Here is a 21,463-nt window from a genome sequence, read left to right as displayed (position 1 = left end):
GGGAAAGGGGCGCCCACCCGATGGCGTGCGGGCGGCAGGTCAGCGCCTCACAGGAAGGCCTTGGCGTGGGCGACGGCCAGCTCCGCCAACGGGCCCCGCGCCGCCAGGCGTCGGGGTGCGGCGGGCAGGTCGCGCCGCGTCGCCGTCTTCAGCCATGCCTCGGCGGGTCCGGTCACGCGGTCGGTGGCGTCGGCGGGGCCGAAGACCCACCGGCCGAGCGGTCCCGCGTCCAGTTCGAGGCGGAGGGAGCGGCCGGGGGGTGCCTTGACCCTGGCCCGGCGCAGGGCGAAGGGCAGCGTGTCGTAGCCGAGGGAGGCCACGTGGCGGCTCCGCGGCGCCATCCGCTCGGGCAGCCCGAGCGCCCGTTCCAGGTCCCAGGCGTGGGCCCAGCTCTCCATCAGCCGCGCCCGCGCGAAGTCCCGGGCGGAGAGCCCGAGCGCCCAGGGCACCCTGGCGTCGGGCCCCACGCTCTCCAGCGCCGCGAGGGTGGCGTCCTGCCCGCGCACCAGCCACGCCAGCAGGGAGTCCCGGTCCCTGCCCGCGGCCCGTGCGACACCCGCGGCGGTGAAGTCGTCGGCGTTCCGGTACGGACGTACTGCCTCGGCGAAGGCCCGCGGACCGCCGAGAACGGTGTCCGCCGCGACCTCCTCGGTGTCCGCCAGGTGGGCGATCTGGTCCCGGACCGCCCACCCCGCCGCGGGGGTGGGCAGGTCCAGGTCCCGGTCGGTGACCTCGGCCAGGAGCGCGCGCACCGCACGGAACTGGGCCGCCAGGTCCCGCAGTTCCGTGCCGGTGGCCGTGGCCGTCACTCCTGCCTCGCCCACGCCACCGCGAGCGACCACCGGGCGTGCGGCACCTGCCGGGCGTCCGCGAGGACGACGAAGGCAGGCGGGGCGGACGGCAGGTCCGTACGCCACGGCCGTTCCGCGTCGACAGCGGTGTGCAGATAGGCGGCGCGGCCGCCGCTGCGGGTCCACTCCTCGGCCACGTCGGCGGCGTCGGTGGCCACGAGCGTGTCGTCGGCCAAGGCCCGCAGCTCGTCGGTCGTCCCGCACCGCACGGCCCGCACCGGACCGGCCTCCGGCGCGGCCGGGCCCTCGGGGGCGGCCAGGGCCAGGGGGGCGCCCGAGACCGCGTCGAGGAGCACCGGCGAGCCGCCCTCCGCCACGCCGGCCGCGAGGCAGACGGCCGTGGTGCTCCCGCCCGCGTGGAGCAGCTCCTCCGCGCCCGTGCTGTCCGGCGGCGGCACCGTCGACGGCAGCCGCCCCCACCACACGCGCCCGGACGTGCCGCACACCGTCACCTCGGGCAGCGCCTCGTCCGCGTCGAACAGGTCCGCGTCCTCCCGCTCGCCGAGCAGGACGTCGGCGGCGTCCGCCGAGAGCTGGACGCCCACCACGGTCGGCACGTTCAACTCCCGTGCCACCACGGCCGCGTGCGAGGTGCCGCCGCCCTGCAGGGTGACCACGGCGGCCGCCTGGCTCATCCCCACGAAGTCCTCGGGTTCGGTCGCGGGCCGGAGCAGCACCGTGTGCCCCGGAGGGTGTTCCAGGACCTCCTCGACGCTCCTGACCAGCTGCCCGTATCCGACGCCCGCGCAGGCGGAGAGGCCGGTCGCGAGCGGCTCGCCGTGGTCGCCGGTGACCGCCGCGGGCAGCGGCCTGAACAGCGCGTCGACGTCGAGGCGGGCCAGCGCCCCGCGGGCGTCGAGGCGACCCTCCTGCCACATGGTCCGGGTGACGCGGTTGAGCACGTGCGGCGCGGCCGCCGCGGCGCGCACCTGGACCAGCCAGAGACGCCCGCGCTCGACCACGAACTCGACCTCGACCATGGCGCCGAGGACGTGGTACAGGTCGGTGACCATGCGGGACAGCTGCCCGAACACCACGTCGTCGCGGTCCTTGAGCACCGAGATCGGCATCGGCGTCCGGGTGCCCGACACGAGGTCCTCGCCGGTGCTGCCCGCCAGGTACTCGCCGAAGAGCCCGGAGTCGCCGTTGACCGGGTTGTGGCTGAAGACGACCCCGCTGCCGGAGACCCCGTCGGCCATGCCGTAGGAGAGGGCCTGCACCACGACGGCGGGCCCCGGCGTGTCGGGGATCCGGTTGACCCTGCGGTACTCCTGGGCCCGCGCCGAGTCCCAGGACGCGCGCACCGCCTCCAGCGCCACCCTGACCTGGGTCGACGGATCGGCGGGGTAGGGCTGCCCGGTCAGCTCGGTGTACAGCGCGCACAGCTGCTCGAACCGCTGCGGCGCCTCGTGCGCGCTCTCCGCCTCGACGAGCCGCGCGGCGCCCGCACCGCCGACGTACCGAGCCAGGTGTTTGGCCTGGGTGACCAGCACGTTCCACGCCGCACGCTCGGAGCCGAGGCGACGGGCGAGGGGGCCCACGTCGTCGGGGGTGAGGCCGATGCCGAGCAGGGTGTCCATCATGCCGGGCATGCTGCGCGGCGGACTGGAGCGGACCGCGAACCCGACCGTGGCGGCCGACACCGCCATCGTGTCGGTGGCGGCGCCGGTCAGCTCCGCGAGAACGGCACGCACCGAGACCTCATCGACGCCACCCGCCGTCTCCACCGCGTCGAAGACCCGGAACGGCGGCACCGGAAGCCCGTGCTCCGCCATGAGCCGCAGATTGCGCCCCTTGCCGCCGAGCTCGGGCTCGGGAACCGGCCGGGCGGCGCCGGCGGAACTGGCCGTATCGGCAGGACTGGCCGTGTCGGCGGTTCGGACCGTGCCGGCGCGGCCGGCCGCGGCGACGGGTCCGGCCGTGACGAGCGGACCGGCCGTTCCGACGGGTCGGGCCGTGCCGACGGGATTGGCCGTGTCGACGGCGTCGGCCGCGGCGACCCGGGAGCGCCCCGAACCCGCGTCCGTCACCAGCTCGTACGGGAAGTCGGTGCCCCGGAACAGGACCGTGCCCGTCATGTCGCCGGATGCGAACGTGCGCCACATCAGGCCGCGTTGGGGCTTGCCGCTGGTGGTGCGGGGGACGGCCAGCGCGCCCACGTGCAGGAGCAGTGCGCGGCCCGCGGCGAGGCCGAACGGTTCGAGGACGTCGGCGAACCGCTCCTCGTCCACGTCCGCCGCGCGCCGCTGCACCGTCGTCAGGGTGACGGGGACCCCGCTCTGCGAGTTCAGGACCACCGTGATCTTGTCCTGGGGCAGGCCGAACGCCCGGCTGAGGGCGAGCTCGACGTCCTCCGCGGTGACGTACCGGCCGTTCACCTTGACGGAGTCACCCAGCCGGCCGAGGACGTAGATCTCGTCCTCGTGGCGGAAACCGAGGTCTCCCGTGCGGTAGCCGCCCGTGGTGAACCGCTCGTCCTCCGGCGGCGCACCGAAGTACCCCTGGGACAGGGCGGGGGAGCGCACGAGGAGCTCGCCGACGTGCCCGTCCGGCAGGCCGCGGCCGTCCTCGCCGGTGACGGTCAGGTCGGCGCCGAGCAGTTCGGTGCCGCACGACACGATGCTGTGCAGCCCCTCCGGGCGCGGCCGGGTGTCGGTGAGCATCCGGCGCTCCACGATGTCCACCGGGTGGCCGGTGGAGAACTCGGGGGAGCGGACCAGGAGTTCGTGCGGCTCCTGGCCGACGCCGACGCCGGAGACGGCGAGCGTGGCCTCGGCCATCCCGTACGACGGGGAGAGGCCGTGGGCGGGCAGGCCGAACGGCGAGAGCAGCGCGTGGAACCCTTCGAGCATCGGCATGCTGACCCGGTCGGAGCCGACGATGAGCGACTTCCAGCGGGAGAAGTCCATGCCCTGGAGGTGCTCCGCCTTCACCCGGCGCAGCACGCGGTCCAACGCGAAGTTGGGGATGGCCGCGTGGGTGCCCCGGTGTTCGCCGAAGACGCGCAGCCATTCCAGCGGGCTGCGCACGAAGTGCTCGGGCCGCATGAGCCACAGTTCGCAGCCGAGCACGATCGGGGTGACGAACAGGCCGATGAGGCCCATGTCGTGGTGGACGGGGAGCCAGGACCCGAAGACGCAGTCGTCGTCGATGGCGTACTTGTCCTGCAACAGGTCGACCTGGGAGAGCACCGCCTCGCTGGTCAGCGTCACACCGCGCGGCGCGCTGGAGGAGCCCGAGGTGAACTGGATGAGCGCCAGGTCGTCCTTGGCGAGGACGGCCCGGGTGCGGTCGCCGTCGGCCGGCAGGGGCGCGGCGGCGTCGACGAGGACCGGACGCGTGCCGCCCTCGGGGGCGGGCAGACCGGCGAGCAGGTCGAGGGCGCCGCCCTCGCTGACGACGCCCGTGGGGCGCAGCGCCTCGAAGCGCTGCGCCGCGAACGTCGCGTAGTCCATCGGCCCCTGGTAGCCCTCGGGGGCCAGCGGGGTCGGCGTCGCGCCGATGGCGATGGCCGCGAAGAAGTACCGGGCGAACGCGGGTCCCGAGCGCAGGACCAGGGCTATCCGGTCCTCCGCGCCGAGCCCCTCGGCCCGCAGGGCGGCGGCGCTCGCCAGCACCTCCCGGGCGAACTCGGGGTAGGGGGTGCGGGCCCAGCGCTTTCCGTCGTAGTAGTTGATGCCCGCGTCGGGGCGGGGTTCGAGCAGCCAGCTCGTCAGGTCGCGCATCAGGGCGTCTCCGGCGTCGGCGCGGTCTGCGGCTGCGCGGCCCGTGCCTGGACCACGGCGACGAGTTCACCGACCGTGGTCGCCGAGTAGATCTCGGGGGCGTCGATCAGCTCGATGTCGAAGGCCTCCTCGACCCGCGTGAGCACTTCGAGGAGCGCCAGCGAGTCCAGCCGGATGTCCTGGCTGATGGAGTCGGTGAGCCGCAGGTCCCGGCGGGGCCGGTCCACGGCCACGGCGTCCTCGAGGGTGCGTACGACTGCCTCGGTGCTCGGCAGGTCCTGCGCGGTCTGGGTCACAGTGTTCTCAGTCAAGGGTCCTCACTTCTCCCGTATCACCGTTCACGTGCACGCGGCGTCCCGGCGTGAGCTGGGTGGCCAGCGGGTGCGAGACCACGGCGGGCACCCCCATCTCCCGGCAGAGGATGGCCACGTGCGAGTACTGACTGCCGCGGGCCGTCACGACGGCACCGACGAAGGGCAGGATGGGCATGATGTTGGCGTCGGCGCTCTCGCAGACGAGGACGGCGCCCTCCTCCGTCGGCATGTCCTCGATGCCGATGACCGGCCCCTCGCAGACACCCGGGGACACACCCGCCGGGCGCCGCTCGGGCGCCGCGGCGCCCGAGACGCCGGGGCGCAGGTCGAGGTAGTCGGGCATGGCGAGCGCGAGTGCCTCCGCGCACGACTCGCGCCGCTCCTCGATCTCGGCCGGGCCCGGCACGGCGGCCCCGGACAGTTCGTCCATCGACAGGTACGGCCAGTCCGCGTCGGCGACGCCGCGCGCCCTGGCCAGCTCGCGGGCCAGCGTGCGGTGGACGTGCAGCAGCCGCATCGCGAGGGACTTGCTCTGCTCCCTGACGGACATCATGTCGCCGAGGAACAGCACCGATGCGTCCACCGCCCGGCCGCGCAGTGCGGACTTCATGCCGATCAGGGCTTCGCGGGGGCTGACGTCCGAGACGCTCTCGCCGCCCTCCGCGGGCTTGGCCATGGGCCGGATCGCGTAGTCCGCCCAGGGCAGGTGGTCGTCGGCGACCTCGTAGAAGACCTTCTCCAGGAAGTCGGAGGGGCCGCTCTGCATGCCGGTCAGGCCGAACAGACGGTTCCACGGCAGCTCGGACGGCTCGCGGAGCCAGCCGGCCACCGACGAGGCCTGCGGCACCAGCCGGTCGGTCACCTTACGGCGGATCACCTCCGCCGCCACCGCGCCGGAGGTGCACGTGATGTGCACCTCCCAGGCGATCTCCAGGAGCTTCTTGCCGCGCACCGCGAACTCGCCGAGCCGCCAGTCGATGCCGTTCTCGCGGGCCTCGCGCACGTCCTGCTCGAACGCGAACACCTGCTGTTCCAGCTTGGCGTTGCGGGTGCGCAGCCGCAGCAGCTCGTTGAGCATGCGCGGGCCGACCATGACCTTCCGCCAGCCCATGACGCGCTCGACGTCGCTGGGCGGCGGGGGCGTGACGCCTTCGAAGTACGCCTCCGTGACGTCCTCGGGCTCGGTCAGCGCCACCTCGTCGGCGACATGGCAGTACGCCGTCAGGTTGTGGTACGGCCGCAGGCCCAGATAGCCCGTGAAGATGTACGTCGAACCGGTCGTCCAGCGCGGCTTGCCGAGGACCCGGCCGATGAACCGGCGCGTGCCGAGCTCCATCGGCCGCCCGACGAGCGACCACGACATCGGGGACAGCCGCTCGGGCGCCACCTCGCCGAAGTTGCCCGCGGAGTAGACGCGCAGTGTGGGATGGACGCTCGTGTCGACCCGGCTGAACGGGGCCCGGCCCCTTTCCCGGGTTTCCTCGGGTCCCTCGGTGCCGGCTTCGGCGGCAGCAGGGGCAACAGCAGTCATGACGTGCTCACTTCCGTCACAGAGGACAACACGCGCCGCGCGTCGCGCAGGACTTCGGCGGTCTCCGCGATGTATCCGGGGCGTTCGGCCCGTACCGGCCGGGGCAGTGCGGCCAGGACGTCGGGGTCGAGGACCGGCAGCGGAGCGGTGTACTCCAGGCTCTCCTTCGCGAGCCCGAGCCTGCTCGCGGCGAACCGCTGGGCGACCCGCGCGCGCCGCCCGCCCTGGACGATCCGGGGCACGGTTCCGTACGGCTGGCAGAGTTCGTGCAGGATCCGGGCGAGCGTGGGCCGGGCCGGGTCGTAGTACGTGCAGACCGCGGGCGCGTCCTCGGCGCGGACGAGATCCGCGATCACCTGCCCGGCCACGGCCACGTCCCCCGCGTACACGGGGAACCGGCCGGAGTGCTCAAGCAGCAGGGGCATGCCCTGGAGCAGCTGGGGCAGGGCCTGGAGCGGCCCGCCGGTCAGCGGCACCAGCTCGGCCGGGGCCGGGCCGAGCAGCGGCCCGAACCGCACGACGCTCACCGGGACGCGCTGTTCGCGCCGGGCCACCGCCTCCGCGCGGTACTTGGCGTACTCGTACCAGTTGCGGAACGTCTGCCCGACCGAGAGCTCCCGGTTGCCGACCGTCCCCTCGGCACGGCCGAGGGCGAGGAGCGACGACGTGTGGACCACCCGGCGCACGGACGGCAGGACCGCCGCCGTGTTGAGGACGTTGCGCACGCCGCTGACGTGCAGGTTGACGAGGGAAGCGGGGTCCGCCTCCCAGTCCACCGAGCCGAAACAGGAGACCACGGCCTCCACGTCGGCCAACTGCTCCAGCGCTTCGGGGGAAAGCCCCAGCTTCGCCGATGTGACGTCACCGGCGAGCGCCTGCCCGTGGTGCGCGACACCGCGGCGGTTCAGCTCGACGACGTCGGCGCCGGACTCCGTGAGGAGCCGCGTCACCCAGTAGCCGAGGTAGCCACCGGCTCCCGCTACGAGGACCTTCACTGGAACCTCCCGAGGGGCAGCTCTGCGGTGGGAGCGGCGACCGGCCGCTCCGCGAGGTCGAAGGTGACGCGCAGCACCGTCTCCAGCGGCACGGCGGGCAGCCACCCGCCGGTGAGACCGGCGAACCGGTTGCGCTCGAAGATCCGGTTGACCGAGGTGTAGCGCAGTCCGTGCAGCCGGTTGCCGGCCTGCCTGCTCCAGCGCACGTAACGGGTGCCCGCCCGGGTCACCGTCCCCAGCGTCCGGTGCGAGACCGGGACGAGCCGCGGCACGTGGTACCGCGACCCCTCGTCCACGGACTCCAGCTGGGCGAGGATCGCCGCGAGCGTCGGGGCCCGCTCGCCCGCGGCCACCTGGGCGACGACCCCGGCACGCCAGGCGGCGAAGTCCGTGGTCCGTCCGTGCCCCAGGACGCGCAGCAGGCTCTCGCCGATCACGTCGCGCGGCAGGGTGTCGACCCGGGCGCCGCGCTGGGCGGGCAGCACCCGCAGGGCCTTGTCCTCGTCGCGCCGGGAGACGAGCTGGTAGAGCGAGCTGCGCCGGGTGGTGCGCCCGGTGCGCGAGTTGCCGACGACCCCGCCGATCCGCGCCACGAGGAGCGGTTGGCCGGAGCGGCGGGCGCGGGTCACCAGGGCCCGCTCGGCGGTCCACTTGCTGAGCTCGTACGGCGTGCGGTCGGCCTCGGGCGTCAACAGGTCCTCGGTGACGACGCCTTCGGTCAGGCCGGCGACGAAGACCGAGCTCGCGTAGAGGTACGGGACCGCCGCGCCGAGCCGCTCGGACAGCAGCCCGGCGAGCTCCAGGCCGTGCGAGGCGCCGAGGACGTTGACCCGGTCGAGCGTGGCGTGGCTCGCCGTCCAGTCCGTCGCCCCGGCCAGGTCGATCACCGCGTCGATCCTGCCGAGGGCGTCGAGGTCGGCGTCGCCGATGCCCCATCCCGCCCGGCACACGTCGCCGACCACCTGCCGGGTCACCGCCGGCCCGAAGACCTGCGGCGCCCGCGGGCGGCGCCGCACCAGGGCGATCACTTCCGGCGCGTCCTCACCGGCGTCCGCGCACGCCTCCAGGAGTCCCTGGCCCACCTGCCCGGTGAGCCCCGCCACCAGGATCCGCAGGCCACGCGTCCCGGGTGGTCCCGCCTGACGGCCGCCGGGATACGAGGACCAGCCGTTCCCGTACTGAGGCCGTGCGCCGTCCGCCCCGGTCATGCCGAGATCCTCACGGCGTCGCCGTACTCGGCGGGGGAGCCGGTCAGTTCGCCGGCGACCAGGGCGAGCATCATCTCGTCGGTGCCGCCGCCGATCCGGGCGAGGCGGATGTCCCGCCACATCTGGCCGAGCGGTGTCTCCTGGGTGAGGTACCCGGCGCCGCCGAAGACCTGCATGCACTCGCTGACCAGGTGCTCGGCGCGGCGGGCCGCGTGCACCTTGACCGCGGCGACCCGGGCCACCAGGGGGCGGCCCATCGGGCTGTCCATCGTCTGGCGTGCCACCTCGTGCACGGCCGCCCGCAGGACCTCGAGCTCCACGAGCACGTCGGCGAGCTTGAACTCGATGTGCTGGTGGGAGCGGAGCGGGGCGCCGAACTGCACGCGGCGCTCGCTGTGTTCGACGGCCAGGGCGAGGGCCCGGCTCACCGCGCCGACGACCTGCGCGCCGACGGCGAGCCGCTCGAAGGTCAGGCCGTAGCTGACGTTGGCGAGCCCGAGACCCGGCCTGCCGAGCATGGCGTCGGCTCGCACGTGGACGTCGTGGAACTCGACGGCGACGGTGTCCAGCGCGTGGGTGCCGAGCTTCTCGTGCTCACGGATCACGGTCGCCCGGTCGAGCGGCACCACGACGGTGGCGAGCCGCTCGGTGGGGGTGCCGTCCGCCTTCGCGATCCGGCACAGCACGATGACGAAGTCGCCCACCGCGCCCAGGGACACGTACTTCTTGCTGCCCCTGACGCACCAGCCGTCCGCGGTCGGGACGGCCAGGGTCCTGATGGCGGACAGGTCGCTGCCGCCGGTCGGCTCGCTGGCCGCCAGCGCTCCGATCGCCGTGCCGTCCAGGGCCTGTTCGCGCAGGTCGGCGAGGTACTCGGAGTCACCGGCGAAGCGGTGCAGGAGCGACAGGACGGATTCCGTGTGCAGGCTCACGCCGACGGCGACACCGGTCGGCGCGTGCCGGGCGACCTCCTCGGCGAGCCGGGCCCCGAAGACGACGTCCCCGGGGAAGGGCCCCTGCCAGCGGCGGCGCAGCACGCCGAGCTTGCCCAGCCTCTCCAGCACAGCGCGTGGGAAGCGGCTGAGCGCGGACGCGTCCTCGACGTCGGCGAGCGCCTCCCGGACGGCGTCGCCGAGCGGTACGGACAGATGGACTTGAGTGGCGTCGGTGTCGACGGCCATGTTTCCCCCAGACCCTTGGAACGGGCATACCGAGTGATGAGTTGGACAGATGCCGGGTGCCGGACGACGACGTCAGGACATGCCGAGCGTCGGGGCGAGGAGCCCCAGGAAACCCAGGTCGTAGGCGATGAAGCCGCACAGCCGGGCCTTGAGCCAGTTGTCGTGGCCCACTCCGAACCAGAGCTGGGACGCGTGGAGCGCCACCGCGGGCAGCAGGGTCAGCGCGCCCCACCAGGGCATCGCAGGCACGGCCAGGAGGGCCGCGAGCAGGGCGACGTCCGCGACGAAGAACGCCACCATGGCGCCCTTGAACACGCGCGGGCCGCTCACCACCGCCAGGGTCTTGCGGCCGACGGCCGCATCGCCCTCCTTGTCGTTGACGTTGGAGTACGAGATGACCATGACCAGCCACAGGCCCATGATCAGCGCCTCGAGCACCGCGGCCGTCGACCACGCGCGCTCCAGCGCCACGTAGGGAAAGACCAGCCCGCCGGCGGTGACCAGGCCCAGCATCGTCTCCGAACCACCGGTGCGGAAGCTGAACTTGAAGCCGCCCGAGTACTGCACGGAGCAGACCGCCACCGCGACGAAGACGAGCACCGACTCGACCGGGACGTCCCAGCCGAGCGCCGTGAACCCCGCGGCCCCGGTGACCAGGGCGACGGCCGCGGTGGCCGCGGCGAACACCTTGGCCTCCCGGACCGTGACCGCCCCGCTCAGCAGCGGCTTGCGCCGGATGTCCCGGCCGAGGTCGCCCTCCTGGTAGTTCGCGGCGTCGCTGCCGTTCCCGTACCCGATGACGTCGTCCACCGCGGAGGTGCAGGCCACGATCGCCGCGGAGGCGATCAGGAACCACACCAGGGCGGGCACGGCGCCCGACCGGTCGAGCGCTTCCCCGCTCAGCAGCGCGAAGGCCAGCGCCCAGGGGAAGAAGTGCTGGTAGACGGTGACCTTGGAGAGCCGCACGAAGGCCCGTGCGACGGAGCCCGCGGACCGGTCGGGCCGGTGTCCCCGCGCGCTCCTCGGGCCGGCCTCAGTGCTCATCGATGTGCTCGGACACCTTGATGCCGACGTGGCGTCCCGGCTCCGTGACGAGGCCCAGCAGGGTGCTGCCCGGGGTGACGTCCGTCAGGTTCTTCGGCTTGCCGTCGCCGCCCATGACGCGGACGTGCCAGTCGTCCTGGAGGATGACGTTGACCGTGACGTCGCCGTGCCGGGCCTCGATCAGCCGCAGCGGACGCACCTCGGTCTTGATCCGGCCGATGCCGACCTCGCGGAAGGTGCCGTCGGCGGCCACCGCGTGCGCGCGCTCGCCGGCCTCGAGGTCGGAGATGTACGCGGTGTCCTCGGCGCCGAAGACGTAACTGTGCACGGCGCCCGCGTTGACGCGGAACGGGCGGAGCTTCATGTAGGGCAGGTAGTGCACCTCGGCGCAGACCAGGATGCCGCCGGACGACGTGGAGCCGATGATCATCCCCTCGTCCTCGCCGAACAGGGTCGTCGTGTCGATGCACCCGCGGTGGCCCATGCCGATCGGCTCGGCGCGCAGGACCTCGAGCTCGACCAGGTCCTTGCGGATCTGACCGTGCTCCTTGACGACCTGCGTGACCAGGTCGACGGCCGACAGGTGCTCCGCGGAGACCATGAGCCCGGCCGGACCCGACTCCAGCACGCCCGCCACGGTGTGCGCCTCTGCCGTGTTGAGGAGCTGCTTGACCACGTCGGTCCTGGTGCTCTGCGCCTTGGCGAGCAGCAGCTCCAGCGGGATGTTGGTCTCGTCGGCGAAGACGGCGAGGACGACGTCGACCTCGCCGCTGAGGTCGGCGGCCTCGTTCATCGTGTCGCCGTCGACGATCTCGCAGCGCGCCCCGACGCCGCGCTGGCCGGCCAGGGCCCGGGCCACCGGCAGGTCGGCGGGGGTGCGGGCGATGACCATGTGGATGCGCTCGTCGGTGGCTATCTGCTCCGCCAGCGACTCGTCCCCGGCGCCGACGAGCAGGGCCGTCTTGAGACGGTCGATGGGCTGCCACTCGGCCAGCTGGTCGTGCCGCACGACCAGGTACGAGGCCGCGGACGAGCGGAGGTAGGCCAGGGCGTCGGGCGTCTCGCCCGGGGTGAGGGTGGTGGCGTCCACCCAGAGCGCTGTCTGCGGCGACGAAGACATCTGTAAATCTCCCTTTTTGCTGATAAAGCGACTGTGAAAGGACATGGGGCCGCACAGGGGAAGTGCTGTGGGGGGGGAGGGGGTGTGAGAGGCGCGGTGCGGGGTGGCTCGTGGACCGCTCGGGTCAGGAGGCCTGTTCGCCGTGGACGACGGAACGCAGCCGCGCCACCGCTCCGGCGACGTCGGGGCTGCCGAACACCCGGCGGCCCACGCAGAGCCCGGCCACACCCTGGCCGATGGCGTCCTTGGCGGACGCCACGTACGCGTCCCAGCTGCCCTCCGCCTCGCCACCCGCGATCACCACGGGAACCTCGATGGAGGCCGCGAGCTCGGCGATGAACTCGTCGCCCGGGTGGGCGGTCTTGACGATGTCCGCGCCCAGTTCGGCGACGGCGCGGCCGGCGTGGATCACGGCCTCCGCTCGCTGCGGCTCCGTCTCGTAGTTCCCCGCCGCGTACGTCATGACGAGCAGGGGGAGACCGAGCCGGTCGCAGTCGGCGGCGACCTTGGCCAGGTCGGCGAGGGCCGCCCGGTCCTCCTGGCTGCCGCCGCCGAAGGTGACGTGCACGGAGACCGCGTCGGCACCGAGCGCGACCGCCGACTCCGGGTCGCACACCCGGGTCTTCAGTTCGCCGCCGGGGCTCAGCCGGGTGTTGCCGGACAAGTGGACGATCATGGCCGTGCCGCGCTGCGTCGGCATGGAGTGGGCGGCGGACCCGCGGTGCACGACGACGCCGTCGGCTCCTCCCTCGACCACTGCGCCGAGGACGTCGCTCATCCGGGAGAGCCCACCGGCTCCGCCCGTCGTCAGCGCGTGGTCGACGGCGATCAGCAGGGACCGGCCGTCGGCTCCGAGCAGGCGCCGCATCCGGCGCTCTTTTCCATGGATCATTGTGCTGCTTCCGTTCTCCTGGGGGCGGGTGCTCCGCGACGGCGGAGCACCCGCGTGGATGGGGGAGCCGTCGTCACTCCTGGGCGAGCAGGACGCGCAACGGCGGGTTGGCGCGGCGGGGGTTGCCCAGCGCGAGGGCGAGCAGCATGCAGAGGATCACCAGCGGAAGGCTGATGACGCTGAGCACGAGAGGCACGCTCAGCGGCGGCACCAGGCCGCTCTGGCCGGCCTGGGCGTCGATCATCCCCGGGATGGCGAGGATGCCGACCGGCAGCGCCACGAGCCAGCTCGCGGCCGCGACCACCACCGATTCCAGGACGAGTTGACGGCTGATCATGCGTCGGGTGGCGCCGGCGAGCCTGGTCAGGCCGAGGGCCCGCTGCCGCTCCACGAGGCCGGAGGCGAGGGTGGCCCCGCCCACCAGGACGGCCAGCACGAACATGACGTAGGCGAAGGCCTCGAAGGAGCTGACGAGCCGGGCCGTGATGCCCGCGAAGGCGTCGCGCATCCCCTTCTGGTCGAGCACGACCGCCTCGGGGTAGCGCTCGCCGATCTTCCGCTCCAGTGCCTTCTGCACCGTGGCGACGTCGGCACCGTCCTTGACGCCGATGTAGTACTCGTAGACGCCCTGGGAGGCGGTGAGTTCACGGTAGAGGCCGCTGCCCGCGACCATCATGCCGCCGTCGGAGGCGGAGTCGTCGAGCACCGACTTCACCCGCACCTCGCGGTGGCCCGAGGGCAGCGGCATGTCCATGGTGTCGCCGACGTCGAGCTTCTGCGTGCGGGCGAAGTTCGACGAGATCACGATCTCGTCGTCCTTCAGCGTGCGGACGAAGTCCGGGTCGCCCTTGGTGGTCTCCAGGTCGGTGAGCTTCTCCGAGTCGCCCTTGCCCCAGTTCCACACCTGGACCTTGCGTCCGTCGTGCGTCACGCTCGAGTAGGTGAACGACGTCACGGCGTCCACGCCGTCGACCTCGTGCAGCTCCTTCTCCAGGGACAGCGGGAACTTCTCGTTCTGCAGGTTGTGGCCCACCTCGGCCGCCTGCACGTAGAGCTCGCCGCGGGTCCAGCGCTCCACGGACCCGGCGACCTCGTCCTTGATGCTGCTGGAGACGCCGGCCATGGACAGCGAGGCCACGATGGCCACGGTGAAGGTGATGGCGAGCGCGGCGTTGCGCCGCCAGGCGAGCTGTAGCTGCCGGGCGGCCGCGAGGCGGACGGGACCGGGCTCTCCGCGGCGCATCACCATGCCGATCACGACGGGCAGCGCCATGCTCAGCAACGCCGCGCCGATGAACAGGAACAGCAGGCTGACCGACTTGATCATGGCGCCGCCGAAGACCACGAGCAGTACGCCCACGGCCACGGCGCCGAGCCCGCCGAGCAGCGGCTTGCGCACGCCGCCGGGCACCAGCGCGACCTGGTCACGTCCGGTGACCGCCTCGATGGCGGTGATCTTCGTGAACCTGCGGACGCCGGACAGCCACGCGAGGGCGAACATCACCACGACGGCGACGAACGATCCGACGACGGGCCACTGCCAGGGCAGCCCCGGCGTGACGGCCTGCTGGGTGAGGTCCGTGATCTGCTTGGTGAACGCGCTGAGCATGGTCCCGACCCAGATGCCGAGGCCCGCGCCGACGACGTACGTCCCGAGCAGGAGGGGCACCATCACGGCGGCGGAGCCCAACGTCAGATGACGGGTCCGTACGCCGAAGAGCCGCATCCGCGCCAGGGTCGTGCGGGCGTCGTCGAGGGCGAGGCGCCAGGTCAGGAAGAGCACCACGCCCGCGGTGATGACGGCGATGGCGGCGAACATGCCGAGGATCGTCAGCGACGTACGGAACGTCTTGCTGTAGCCGGAGAGCACCTCCGACGGCTCCTTGACGTCCGCCGCGCCGTCGACGGCCTTGACCAGACCGGCCTCGACGTCCGCGCGGTCCTTGCCCTTGGTGTCGAAGAGCAGGACGTCGCTGTGGGTGCCCCGGTCGAACGCGGTGGCGACGGCCGGCTGCGGCGCGATGACGACGGCGCCGCGGTTGGCCACGTCGCCCTTGAGCAGGGCCGCGATCCGCCACTTCTGCACACCCTCGGGCGAGGTGACGGAGACCTTGTCGCCCTCGCGCAGGCCGTGGTCGTCGGCCCACTCCTCGGTCAGGAAGACCTCGTCCGCGCCGAGCTCGGTGCGGTCGATCTGCCGCGCCAGGTCCTTGTCGGTCAGGTCGGCGAGGCGCTGGTCGATGCCGAAGACGATGACCGGGTCGCTGTCCTGGCCCGGCCGGGAGGCGCGGGTGCTGATCACCGAGACGCGGGAGGCCTCGACGCCGGTGCGCTGCTCGGCACGGTCCGCGACGTCCGATGTGATGCCGCCGGGGGCCCTGGCCTCGACGGCCACGACGTCGTCGCGGATGGCGCCGATGGAGGCGCCCTTGATGGCGTCGAGGACGGAGAAGGAGACGAGGAGCATCGCCGTCGTCAGCAGGACACCGCCGATGCCCGCGGCGATCGCGGACACCATGCGCGCCGGCCGCTGCCGCCAGCTGCGGCCGAGCGAACGGAAGACGAGACGGTAGGGATCGAGCGCCATCACGCCTTCCTCTCGGTGCTGACGACGACGCCGTCGGCGACCGTGACGACCACGTCCGCGCCCGCGGCCAGGTCGAGGTCGTGGGTGATGATGACGCCCGCGGCCCCCGTGGTAAGCACGAGCTTGCGGAATATCTCCTGGACCTGCCGGCCGTTCTCCTCGTCGAGGGCGCCCGTGGGCTCGTCGGCGAAGACGATCGCGGGCTCGCTCACACAGGCGCGGGCGACGGCCGCCCGCTGGGCCTCGCCGCCGGACACCTGGGCCGGCCACTGCTCGGCCCGGTGGCCGAGACCGACCTCGTCCAGTGCGCGCCGGGCCTTCTCCAGTGCGGCGCTGAGCTTCATGCCGCCCATGACCAGGGGTGCGGCGACGTTCTCCGCGATGGTCAGCGACGGCACGAGGTTGTCCTTCTGCAGGACGAAGCCGATCTCCCGCGCCCGCATCCTGGCCGCTTCCGTCTCGTCGAGCTCCGCGAGATCGCGGTCCATGAGCGTGACGGTCCCCGAGGTGGGCCGGTCGAGGCCGGAGAGGATGTTGGCGAAGGTCGACTTGCCGCTGCCGCTCTTGCCCACGATCGCGACGAGTTCACCCGAACTCACCTCGAGACTGCACCCTTTGAGAGCCTCGACGACCGTGTCACCGCTCGTGAACTCTCGTCGTACGTCCTCGGCCCGCAGCACGACTTTCTTCTCCAACATGGCCAACCATCTCTATAGACACCAGTGAAAACACGTTCTAGAACCCCAGCTGCTGACGCAGGAGTTCGCGCCTGACCTTGCCGGTGGCGGTCCTGGGCAGCGCGCTCCAGGACGTGTGCCGCGGCGACGCCAGTTCGGGCAGTCCGTCGACCGCCTCCGCCCAGCGACCGGACGACACCGCGATCCCGGTGCGGGTGGCCACGACGGGCACCAGCGCGCCGTGCGCCTCCAGGACGACGATCTCCGCGGCCTCCGGGAGGCGGCCCAGCAGGACGTCCTCCAGGGCGATGCCGCTGGCCGCCCCGTCCAGGCGTTCCACCTGGCGGTCGAGCAGCCGGAGGTTCCCGAAGCGGGACTTGGCGCCCCAGTCCCCGGAATCCCACCAGTCGCCGTCCGCCCGGTTCTCCTCGAATTTCTCCGGGAAGTTCAGATAACCGGCGAAGAATCCTTTGGACCGCACTTGAATGCGCCCCGACTGCTGCGCTCCCAGCGGATTTCCCGCCTCGTCCACGATCCGGATCCGGCTGTATCCGGGAAGGGCTCTGCCGACGCGGTGTCCGGCCAGTTCGGAGGCGACGGATTCTCTTCTGCCGCCCCGTCTCCATTTCATCCTGAAGGCGACGGGGCCGAGTTCGGACTGCGCGTACACCTCGGCGAAGAGCGGCATTCTGCGGCGCGATCCCGCGAGCAGCCGCTCCATCGTCGGGGGGTGCATGGCGTCGAACGTCCCGAGGAACAGCCGGACCGAGGACAGCACTCCGGTGTCGGCGAGCTCCTCCCAGCGGACGAACGTGTTGGGGTGTGTCTCCAGGTAGTGCGGACGCCAGCGCTCCAGCTGCTCGGCCACGGCGTCGGGCTCCTCGGAGGCGAGCAGCAGGACGGAGAGCCTGAGGCGCAACGCGCTGAGCAGGCCGGACAGTGTGCGTACGTGCACGGGGGAGATGGCGGCCGCGAGGTACCCCCGCAGACGCACCGTGCGCAGCATGCGGGCCTGCACGACGGACTGCTGGTAGAAGCTGTTGCGGGTGTGCACCGCGAGCTTGGGCACACCGGTGGTGCCCGAGGTGTGCGTGACCAGGTACGGGGCGTCCGCGGGGCGCTCGATGCCGTGCGGGGGCACCTGGTCCCCGGCGTCGGCGTGCGGCTCGGACACGACGTCCTCCCACACCAGGCTCATTCCGCCGGCGAGCGCGAGGCGGGGTATCTCCGCCGTGCGCCGCTGGGCGATGAGCAGGTGCAGCGGCACGGTGACGGGTGCGAGGGCCGCGGCGGCCGATGCCACGTCGAGCTTGGCGCTGAGCAGCACCGGGACCACGCCCACGGCCGTGAGGCCGGCCACCGCGACCACGATGTCGAGCGGCTGGTCGAGCCGCACCACGCACCAGTCGCCTTCCTTCAGCCCGGCGGCGACGGCGGACCGTGCCAACCGGCGGGACGCCTGGGCGAGTTCGGAGAGGGGGAGCCCGCCGTCCTTGACGGTGACCGCGACCGACTCGTGGTCCGTGCCCCAGGGAAGGGTGACCTCCGCGGCGGCGGAATCGAGTTGGCCGAACAACAGGTCAGAAGAGCGGGGAAAGCGCATGGCGCACGGACTTCCTCAACGTCGGCACTGATAAAGAGGACACTGGAATATCGTTGTTCCATCGTTTCGGGCGGCCGTGAGCGAGGCAAGCGATCATCAGGAAGAGGTCGTCCGGTGGCGGAGAGCGGACACGGCTCCGGACAGAAAGAACGGCTCCGGGCAGAAAGAACGGGGCCGGGAAAGTTCCCGGCCCCGCCTGATGTCCTTCGGTTCGAACTGCCCGCTATGAAGCGGACTTCTTCTCCTTGCGGCTCGCGCGGAGCCACTCCTTGTTCATGCCGGTGATGGAGAAGAGGGGGATGCCCTTGGGGCAGGCGGTGGCGCATTCGCCGGTGAGGGTGCAGCCGCCGAAGCCTTCGGAGTCCATCTGGGCGACCATGTCCAGGACGCGGGTCTCGCGTTCGGGTGCGCCCTGTGGCAGGACGTTGAGGTGGTTGACCTTGGCGGAGGTGAACAGCATCGCGGAGCCGTTGGGGCAGGCCGCCACGCAGGCGCCGCAGCCGATGCACTCGGCGTGTTCGAAGGCGTAGTCGGCGTCCGGCTTGGGCACCGGTGCGGCGTGGGCCTCGGGGGCGGAGCCGGTGTTGGCGCTGATGTAGCCGCCGGACTGGATGATCCGGTCGAAGGAGGAGCGGTCCACCACCAGGTCCTTGACGACGGGGAAGGCCGCCGCGCGCCAGGGCTCGATGTCGATGGTGTCGCCGTCGCGGAAGGAGCGCATGTGCAGCTGGCAGGTGGTGGTGCGCTCGGGGCCGTGCGCGTCGCCGTTGATGACCAGCGAGCAGGCGCCGCAGATGCCTTCGCGGCAGTCGTGGTCGAAGGCGACGGGGTCCTCGCCCTGGACGATGAGGGTCTCGTTGAGGGTGTCGAGCATTTCGAGGAAGGACATGTCGGAGGAGATGCCGTCCACCTGGTAGGTGGACATCGCTCCGTCGGCGTCGGCGTTCTTCTGGCGCCAGACGCGCAGGGTGAGCTTCATGCGTAGCTCCGCTGGGTGGGGTGGACGTACTCGAAGAGGAGGTCTTCCTTGTGCAGGACGGGGGCGGTGCCGGTGTCGGTGAACTCCCAGGCCGCGGCGTAGGAGAACTCCTCGTCCACGCGGGCCGCCTCCCCGTCGGGAGTCTGGGACTCCTCGCGGAAGTGGCCGCCGCAGGACTCGGCGCGGTGCAGCGCGTCCAGGCACATCAGCTCGGCGAGTTCGAGGTAGTCGACGATGCGGTTGGCCTTCTCCAGCGACTGGTTGAACTCCTCACCCGTGCCGGGCACCTTGATGCGCCGCCAGAACTCCTGGCGGATCTGCGGGATCCGCTCCAGCGCCTTGCGCAGCCCCGCCTCGGTGCGCGCCATCCCGCAGAACTCCCACATCACCTCCCCCAGCTCCCGGTGGAAGGAGTCCGGAGTACGGTCACCGTCCACGGCCAGGAGTTTGGCCAGCCGGTCCTCGGTCTCGTCCAGCACCTCGCGGACCACGGGGTGATCGGAGGTCACCTCGTCGGTGTGGGGGTTGCGGGCGAGGTAGTCGTTGATGGTGGAGGGCAGCACGAAGTAGCCGTCGGCCAGGCCCTGCATCAGCGCGCTCGCGCCGAGCCGGTTGGCGCCGTGGTCGGAGAAGTTGGCCTCGCCGACCGCGAACAGGCCCGGCACGGTGGTCTGCAGGTCGTAATCCACCCACAGGCCGCCCATCGTGTAGTGCACGGCGGGATAGATCCGCATCGGCGTGCTGTACGGGTCCTCGTCGGTGATCCGCGCGTACATGTCGAAGAGGTTGCCGTACTTGGCCTCGACCGCCTTGCGGCCCATCCGCTTGATCGCGTCGGCGAAGTCGAGGTAGACGCCCTGCCCGCCCGGGCCCACCCCGCGGCCCTCGTCGCACACGTTCTTCGCCGCGCGCGAGGCGATGTCACGGGGCACCAGGTTGCCGAAGGAGGGGTAGATGCGCTCCAGGTAGTAGTCGCGCTCGGCCTCGGGGATCTCGTTGGCCGGCCGGTCATCACCCTTGGCCCTGGGCACCCAGATCCGGCCGTCGTTGCGCAGCGACTCACTCATCAGCGTCAGCTTGGACTGGTGATCACCGGTACGCGGAATGCAGGTCGGGTGGATCTGGGTGAAGCACGGATTGGCGAAGTACGCGCCGCGCCGGTGCGCCCGCCACACCGCGGTCGCGTTGGAGTTCATCGCGTTGGTCGACAGGTAGAAGACGTTGCCGTAACCGCCCGAGGCCAGCACCACCGCGTCCGCGAAATACGTCTCGATCTTCCCCGTGACCAGATCCCGGGCCACGATGCCGCGCGCCCGCCCGTCAACGACGATCACATCCAGCATCTCGGTGCGCGGATGCAACTCCACATTCCCCGCCGCGATCTGCCGCGACAGCGCCTGATAGGCCCCCAGCAGCAACTGCTGGCCCGTCTGCCCGCGGGCATAAAACGTCCGCGACACCTGGACGCCGCCGAAGGAGCGGGTGTCGAGCAGGCCGCCGTACTCGCGGGCGAAGGGCACACCCTGCGCCACGCACTGATCGATGATCTCCACGGAGATCTGCGCCAAGCGGTGCACGTTGGACTCCCGGGCGCGGAAGTCGCCGCCCTTGACGGTGTCGTAGAACAGCCGGTGCACCGAGTCACCGTCGTTGCGGTAGTTCTTCGCCGCGTTGATGCCGCCCTGCGCGGCGATCGAGTGCGCCCGGCGCGGGGAGTCCTGATAGCAGAACTGCACCACGTGATAGCCCTGTTCGGCCAGCGTCGCCCCGGCCGACCCGCCCGCCAGACCGGTGCCGACCACGATCACCGTGTGCTTGCGCCGGTTGGCCGGGTTGACCAGCTTCGCCTCGAAACGGCGAGTGTCCCACCGCTCGGCGATCGGCCCGGCAGGAGCCTTGGCATCCACGACCGGCTCACCAGTCACATACTCGGCAAAGGCACTCATCTAGCTCACCACTCCGGTCATGACACCCACGGGAACAGAAACGAAACCGACCGTCAGCACCAACGCGAGCCCATTGGCGACGGCCTTCAGGGAGCGGTCGCGGACCCGGCTGCCGACGCCCAGCGTCTGCGCGGCGCTCCACAGCCCGTGCCGCACGTGCATGCCCATGGCGAGCATCGCGGTGATGTAGATGACGTTGCCGTACCAGGTGGAGAACGTGTCCACCACGTTGTTGTACGGCTTGCCCTCCTCGAAGCCCGGGTGCACGGTGCCGGTCGTGATGTCCAGGATGTGCCAGACGATGAAGAGGCCGAGGATGACGCCGCCCCAGCGCATGGTGCGCGTGGCATAGGTCGCGCGCGGCTTCTTGTGCACGTACTGGGTGGGGCGCGCCTTGATGTCGCGGCGGCTCAACTGGTAAGCGGAGACGCCGTGTGCCACCACGGAGACGAGGAGGACCACGCGCGCGATCCACAGACCCCACTCACGGTGGAGGACCGGGTCGCCCATGACTCGCAACCAGTGCCCGTACGCGTCGAAGCCGGCCGCGCCGAAGTAGATCTTTACGTTGGCCACCATGTGCACCACGAGGTAAGCGATCATCACCAGACCGCTCGCGGCCATGACCGCCTTCTTGCCTACCGTCGAGCCCCAGACCGTACGGGCCGTCGACGTGCTCGTTGTACGAGTCACCAGAGTCATGGGGCCGGATGCTATGCCCACGCATCGCGAGTGCACCAACAGTAGAAACGCATGCTTTCCATAGGCGGCGCCTATGAAGGTTTACCTTCGCAGACGCTGTGGGCGGCC

General features: G+C 71.7%; 16 protein-coding genes. All 16 read right to left on the bottom strand.

Annotated elements, in window-relative coordinates; genetic code table 11:
- Positions 1-47: 47 nt before the first annotated feature.
- The gene (locus tag DEJ48_RS39730; protein WP_190537425.1) at positions 48-842 is read right to left on the bottom strand and encodes a maleylpyruvate isomerase family mycothiol-dependent enzyme; all 795 of its coding nucleotides are present in this window, start codon (positions 840-842) and stop codon (positions 48-50) included.
- A complete protein-coding gene (locus tag DEJ48_RS14950) occupies positions 806-4,576 on the bottom strand; it encodes an AMP-binding protein (protein WP_150216593.1) in 3,771 nt (1,256 codons plus the stop codon). Before DEJ48_RS14950 ends, DEJ48_RS39730 begins: the two co-directional genes overlap by 37 nt.
- On the bottom strand, positions 4,576-4,887 hold the full coding sequence (locus tag DEJ48_RS14945; RefSeq protein WP_150216592.1) for an acyl carrier protein: 312 nt from the start codon (positions 4,885-4,887) through the stop codon (positions 4,576-4,578). The genes DEJ48_RS14950 and DEJ48_RS14945 overlap by 1 nt, the downstream gene beginning before the upstream one ends.
- Positions 4,880-6,421, bottom strand: a complete 1,542-nt coding sequence (locus DEJ48_RS14940; protein ID WP_150216591.1) for a PEP-utilizing enzyme — start codon at positions 6,419-6,421, stop codon at positions 4,880-4,882. The genes DEJ48_RS14945 and DEJ48_RS14940 overlap by 8 nt, the downstream gene beginning before the upstream one ends.
- Positions 6,418-7,416: an NAD-dependent epimerase/dehydratase family protein gene (locus DEJ48_RS14935; protein ID WP_190537423.1), complete on the bottom strand. Its 999-nt coding sequence runs from the start codon at positions 7,414-7,416 to the stop codon at positions 6,418-6,420. The genes DEJ48_RS14940 and DEJ48_RS14935 overlap by 4 nt, the downstream gene beginning before the upstream one ends.
- The gene (locus DEJ48_RS14930) at positions 7,413-8,624 is read right to left on the bottom strand and encodes an SDR family oxidoreductase (protein ID WP_150216590.1); all 1,212 of its coding nucleotides are present in this window, start codon (positions 8,622-8,624) and stop codon (positions 7,413-7,415) included. Before DEJ48_RS14930 ends, DEJ48_RS14935 begins: the two co-directional genes overlap by 4 nt.
- Complete coding sequence (locus DEJ48_RS14925) at positions 8,621-9,805, bottom strand: acyl-CoA dehydrogenase family protein (RefSeq protein ID WP_150216589.1); 1,185 nt, start codon at positions 9,803-9,805, stop codon at positions 8,621-8,623. The genes DEJ48_RS14930 and DEJ48_RS14925 overlap by 4 nt, the downstream gene beginning before the upstream one ends.
- A gap of 72 nt (positions 9,806-9,877) precedes the next feature.
- Positions 9,878-10,849, bottom strand: coding sequence for a UbiA family prenyltransferase (locus tag DEJ48_RS14920; protein WP_150216588.1), 972 nt, complete (start codon positions 10,847-10,849; stop codon positions 9,878-9,880).
- Positions 10,839-11,969 carry a 3-dehydroquinate synthase II gene (locus tag DEJ48_RS14915; RefSeq protein WP_190537421.1) on the bottom strand — a complete coding sequence of 377 codons (1,131 nt, stop codon included), beginning with the start codon at positions 11,967-11,969 and terminating at the stop codon, positions 10,839-10,841. The genes DEJ48_RS14920 and DEJ48_RS14915 overlap by 11 nt, the downstream gene beginning before the upstream one ends.
- A gap of 124 nt (positions 11,970-12,093) precedes the next feature.
- Positions 12,094-12,861: a class I fructose-bisphosphate aldolase gene (locus tag DEJ48_RS14910; RefSeq protein ID WP_150216586.1), complete on the bottom strand. Its 768-nt coding sequence runs from the start codon at positions 12,859-12,861 to the stop codon at positions 12,094-12,096.
- A 73-nt stretch (positions 12,862-12,934) separates the two neighbouring features.
- Positions 12,935-15,448, bottom strand: a complete 2,514-nt coding sequence (locus DEJ48_RS14905) for an ABC transporter permease (RefSeq protein WP_150216585.1) — start codon at positions 15,446-15,448, stop codon at positions 12,935-12,937.
- Positions 15,448-16,146, bottom strand: coding sequence for an ABC transporter ATP-binding protein (locus DEJ48_RS14900; RefSeq protein ID WP_150216584.1), 699 nt, complete (start codon positions 16,144-16,146; stop codon positions 15,448-15,450). Before DEJ48_RS14900 ends, DEJ48_RS14905 begins: the two co-directional genes overlap by 1 nt.
- Before the next feature lie 37 nt (positions 16,147-16,183).
- Entirely contained in the window at positions 16,184-17,728 is a 1,545-nt protein-coding gene (locus tag DEJ48_RS14895; protein WP_150216583.1) for an AMP-binding protein, read from the bottom strand.
- A 223-nt stretch (positions 17,729-17,951) separates the two neighbouring features.
- Positions 17,952-18,707 (bottom strand): succinate dehydrogenase/fumarate reductase iron-sulfur subunit, encoded by a 756-nt coding sequence (locus DEJ48_RS14890; RefSeq protein ID WP_150216582.1) that lies wholly within the window; start codon positions 18,705-18,707, stop codon positions 17,952-17,954.
- Positions 18,704-20,653 carry a fumarate reductase/succinate dehydrogenase flavoprotein subunit gene (locus DEJ48_RS14885; protein ID WP_150216581.1) on the bottom strand — a complete coding sequence of 650 codons (1,950 nt, stop codon included), beginning with the start codon at positions 20,651-20,653 and terminating at the stop codon, positions 18,704-18,706. The genes DEJ48_RS14890 and DEJ48_RS14885 overlap by 4 nt, the downstream gene beginning before the upstream one ends.
- The gene (locus tag DEJ48_RS14880) at positions 20,654-21,355 is read right to left on the bottom strand and encodes a succinate dehydrogenase (RefSeq protein ID WP_150216580.1); all 702 of its coding nucleotides are present in this window, start codon (positions 21,353-21,355) and stop codon (positions 20,654-20,656) included.
- Between the last annotated feature and the right edge of the window lie 108 nt (positions 21,356-21,463).

This window comes from Streptomyces venezuelae (assembly GCF_008642315.1).
Taxonomy (GTDB): Bacteria; Actinomycetota; Actinomycetes; order Streptomycetales; family Streptomycetaceae; genus Streptomyces; species Streptomyces venezuelae_D.
This window is presented reverse-complemented; position numbering and strand designations above follow the sequence as displayed.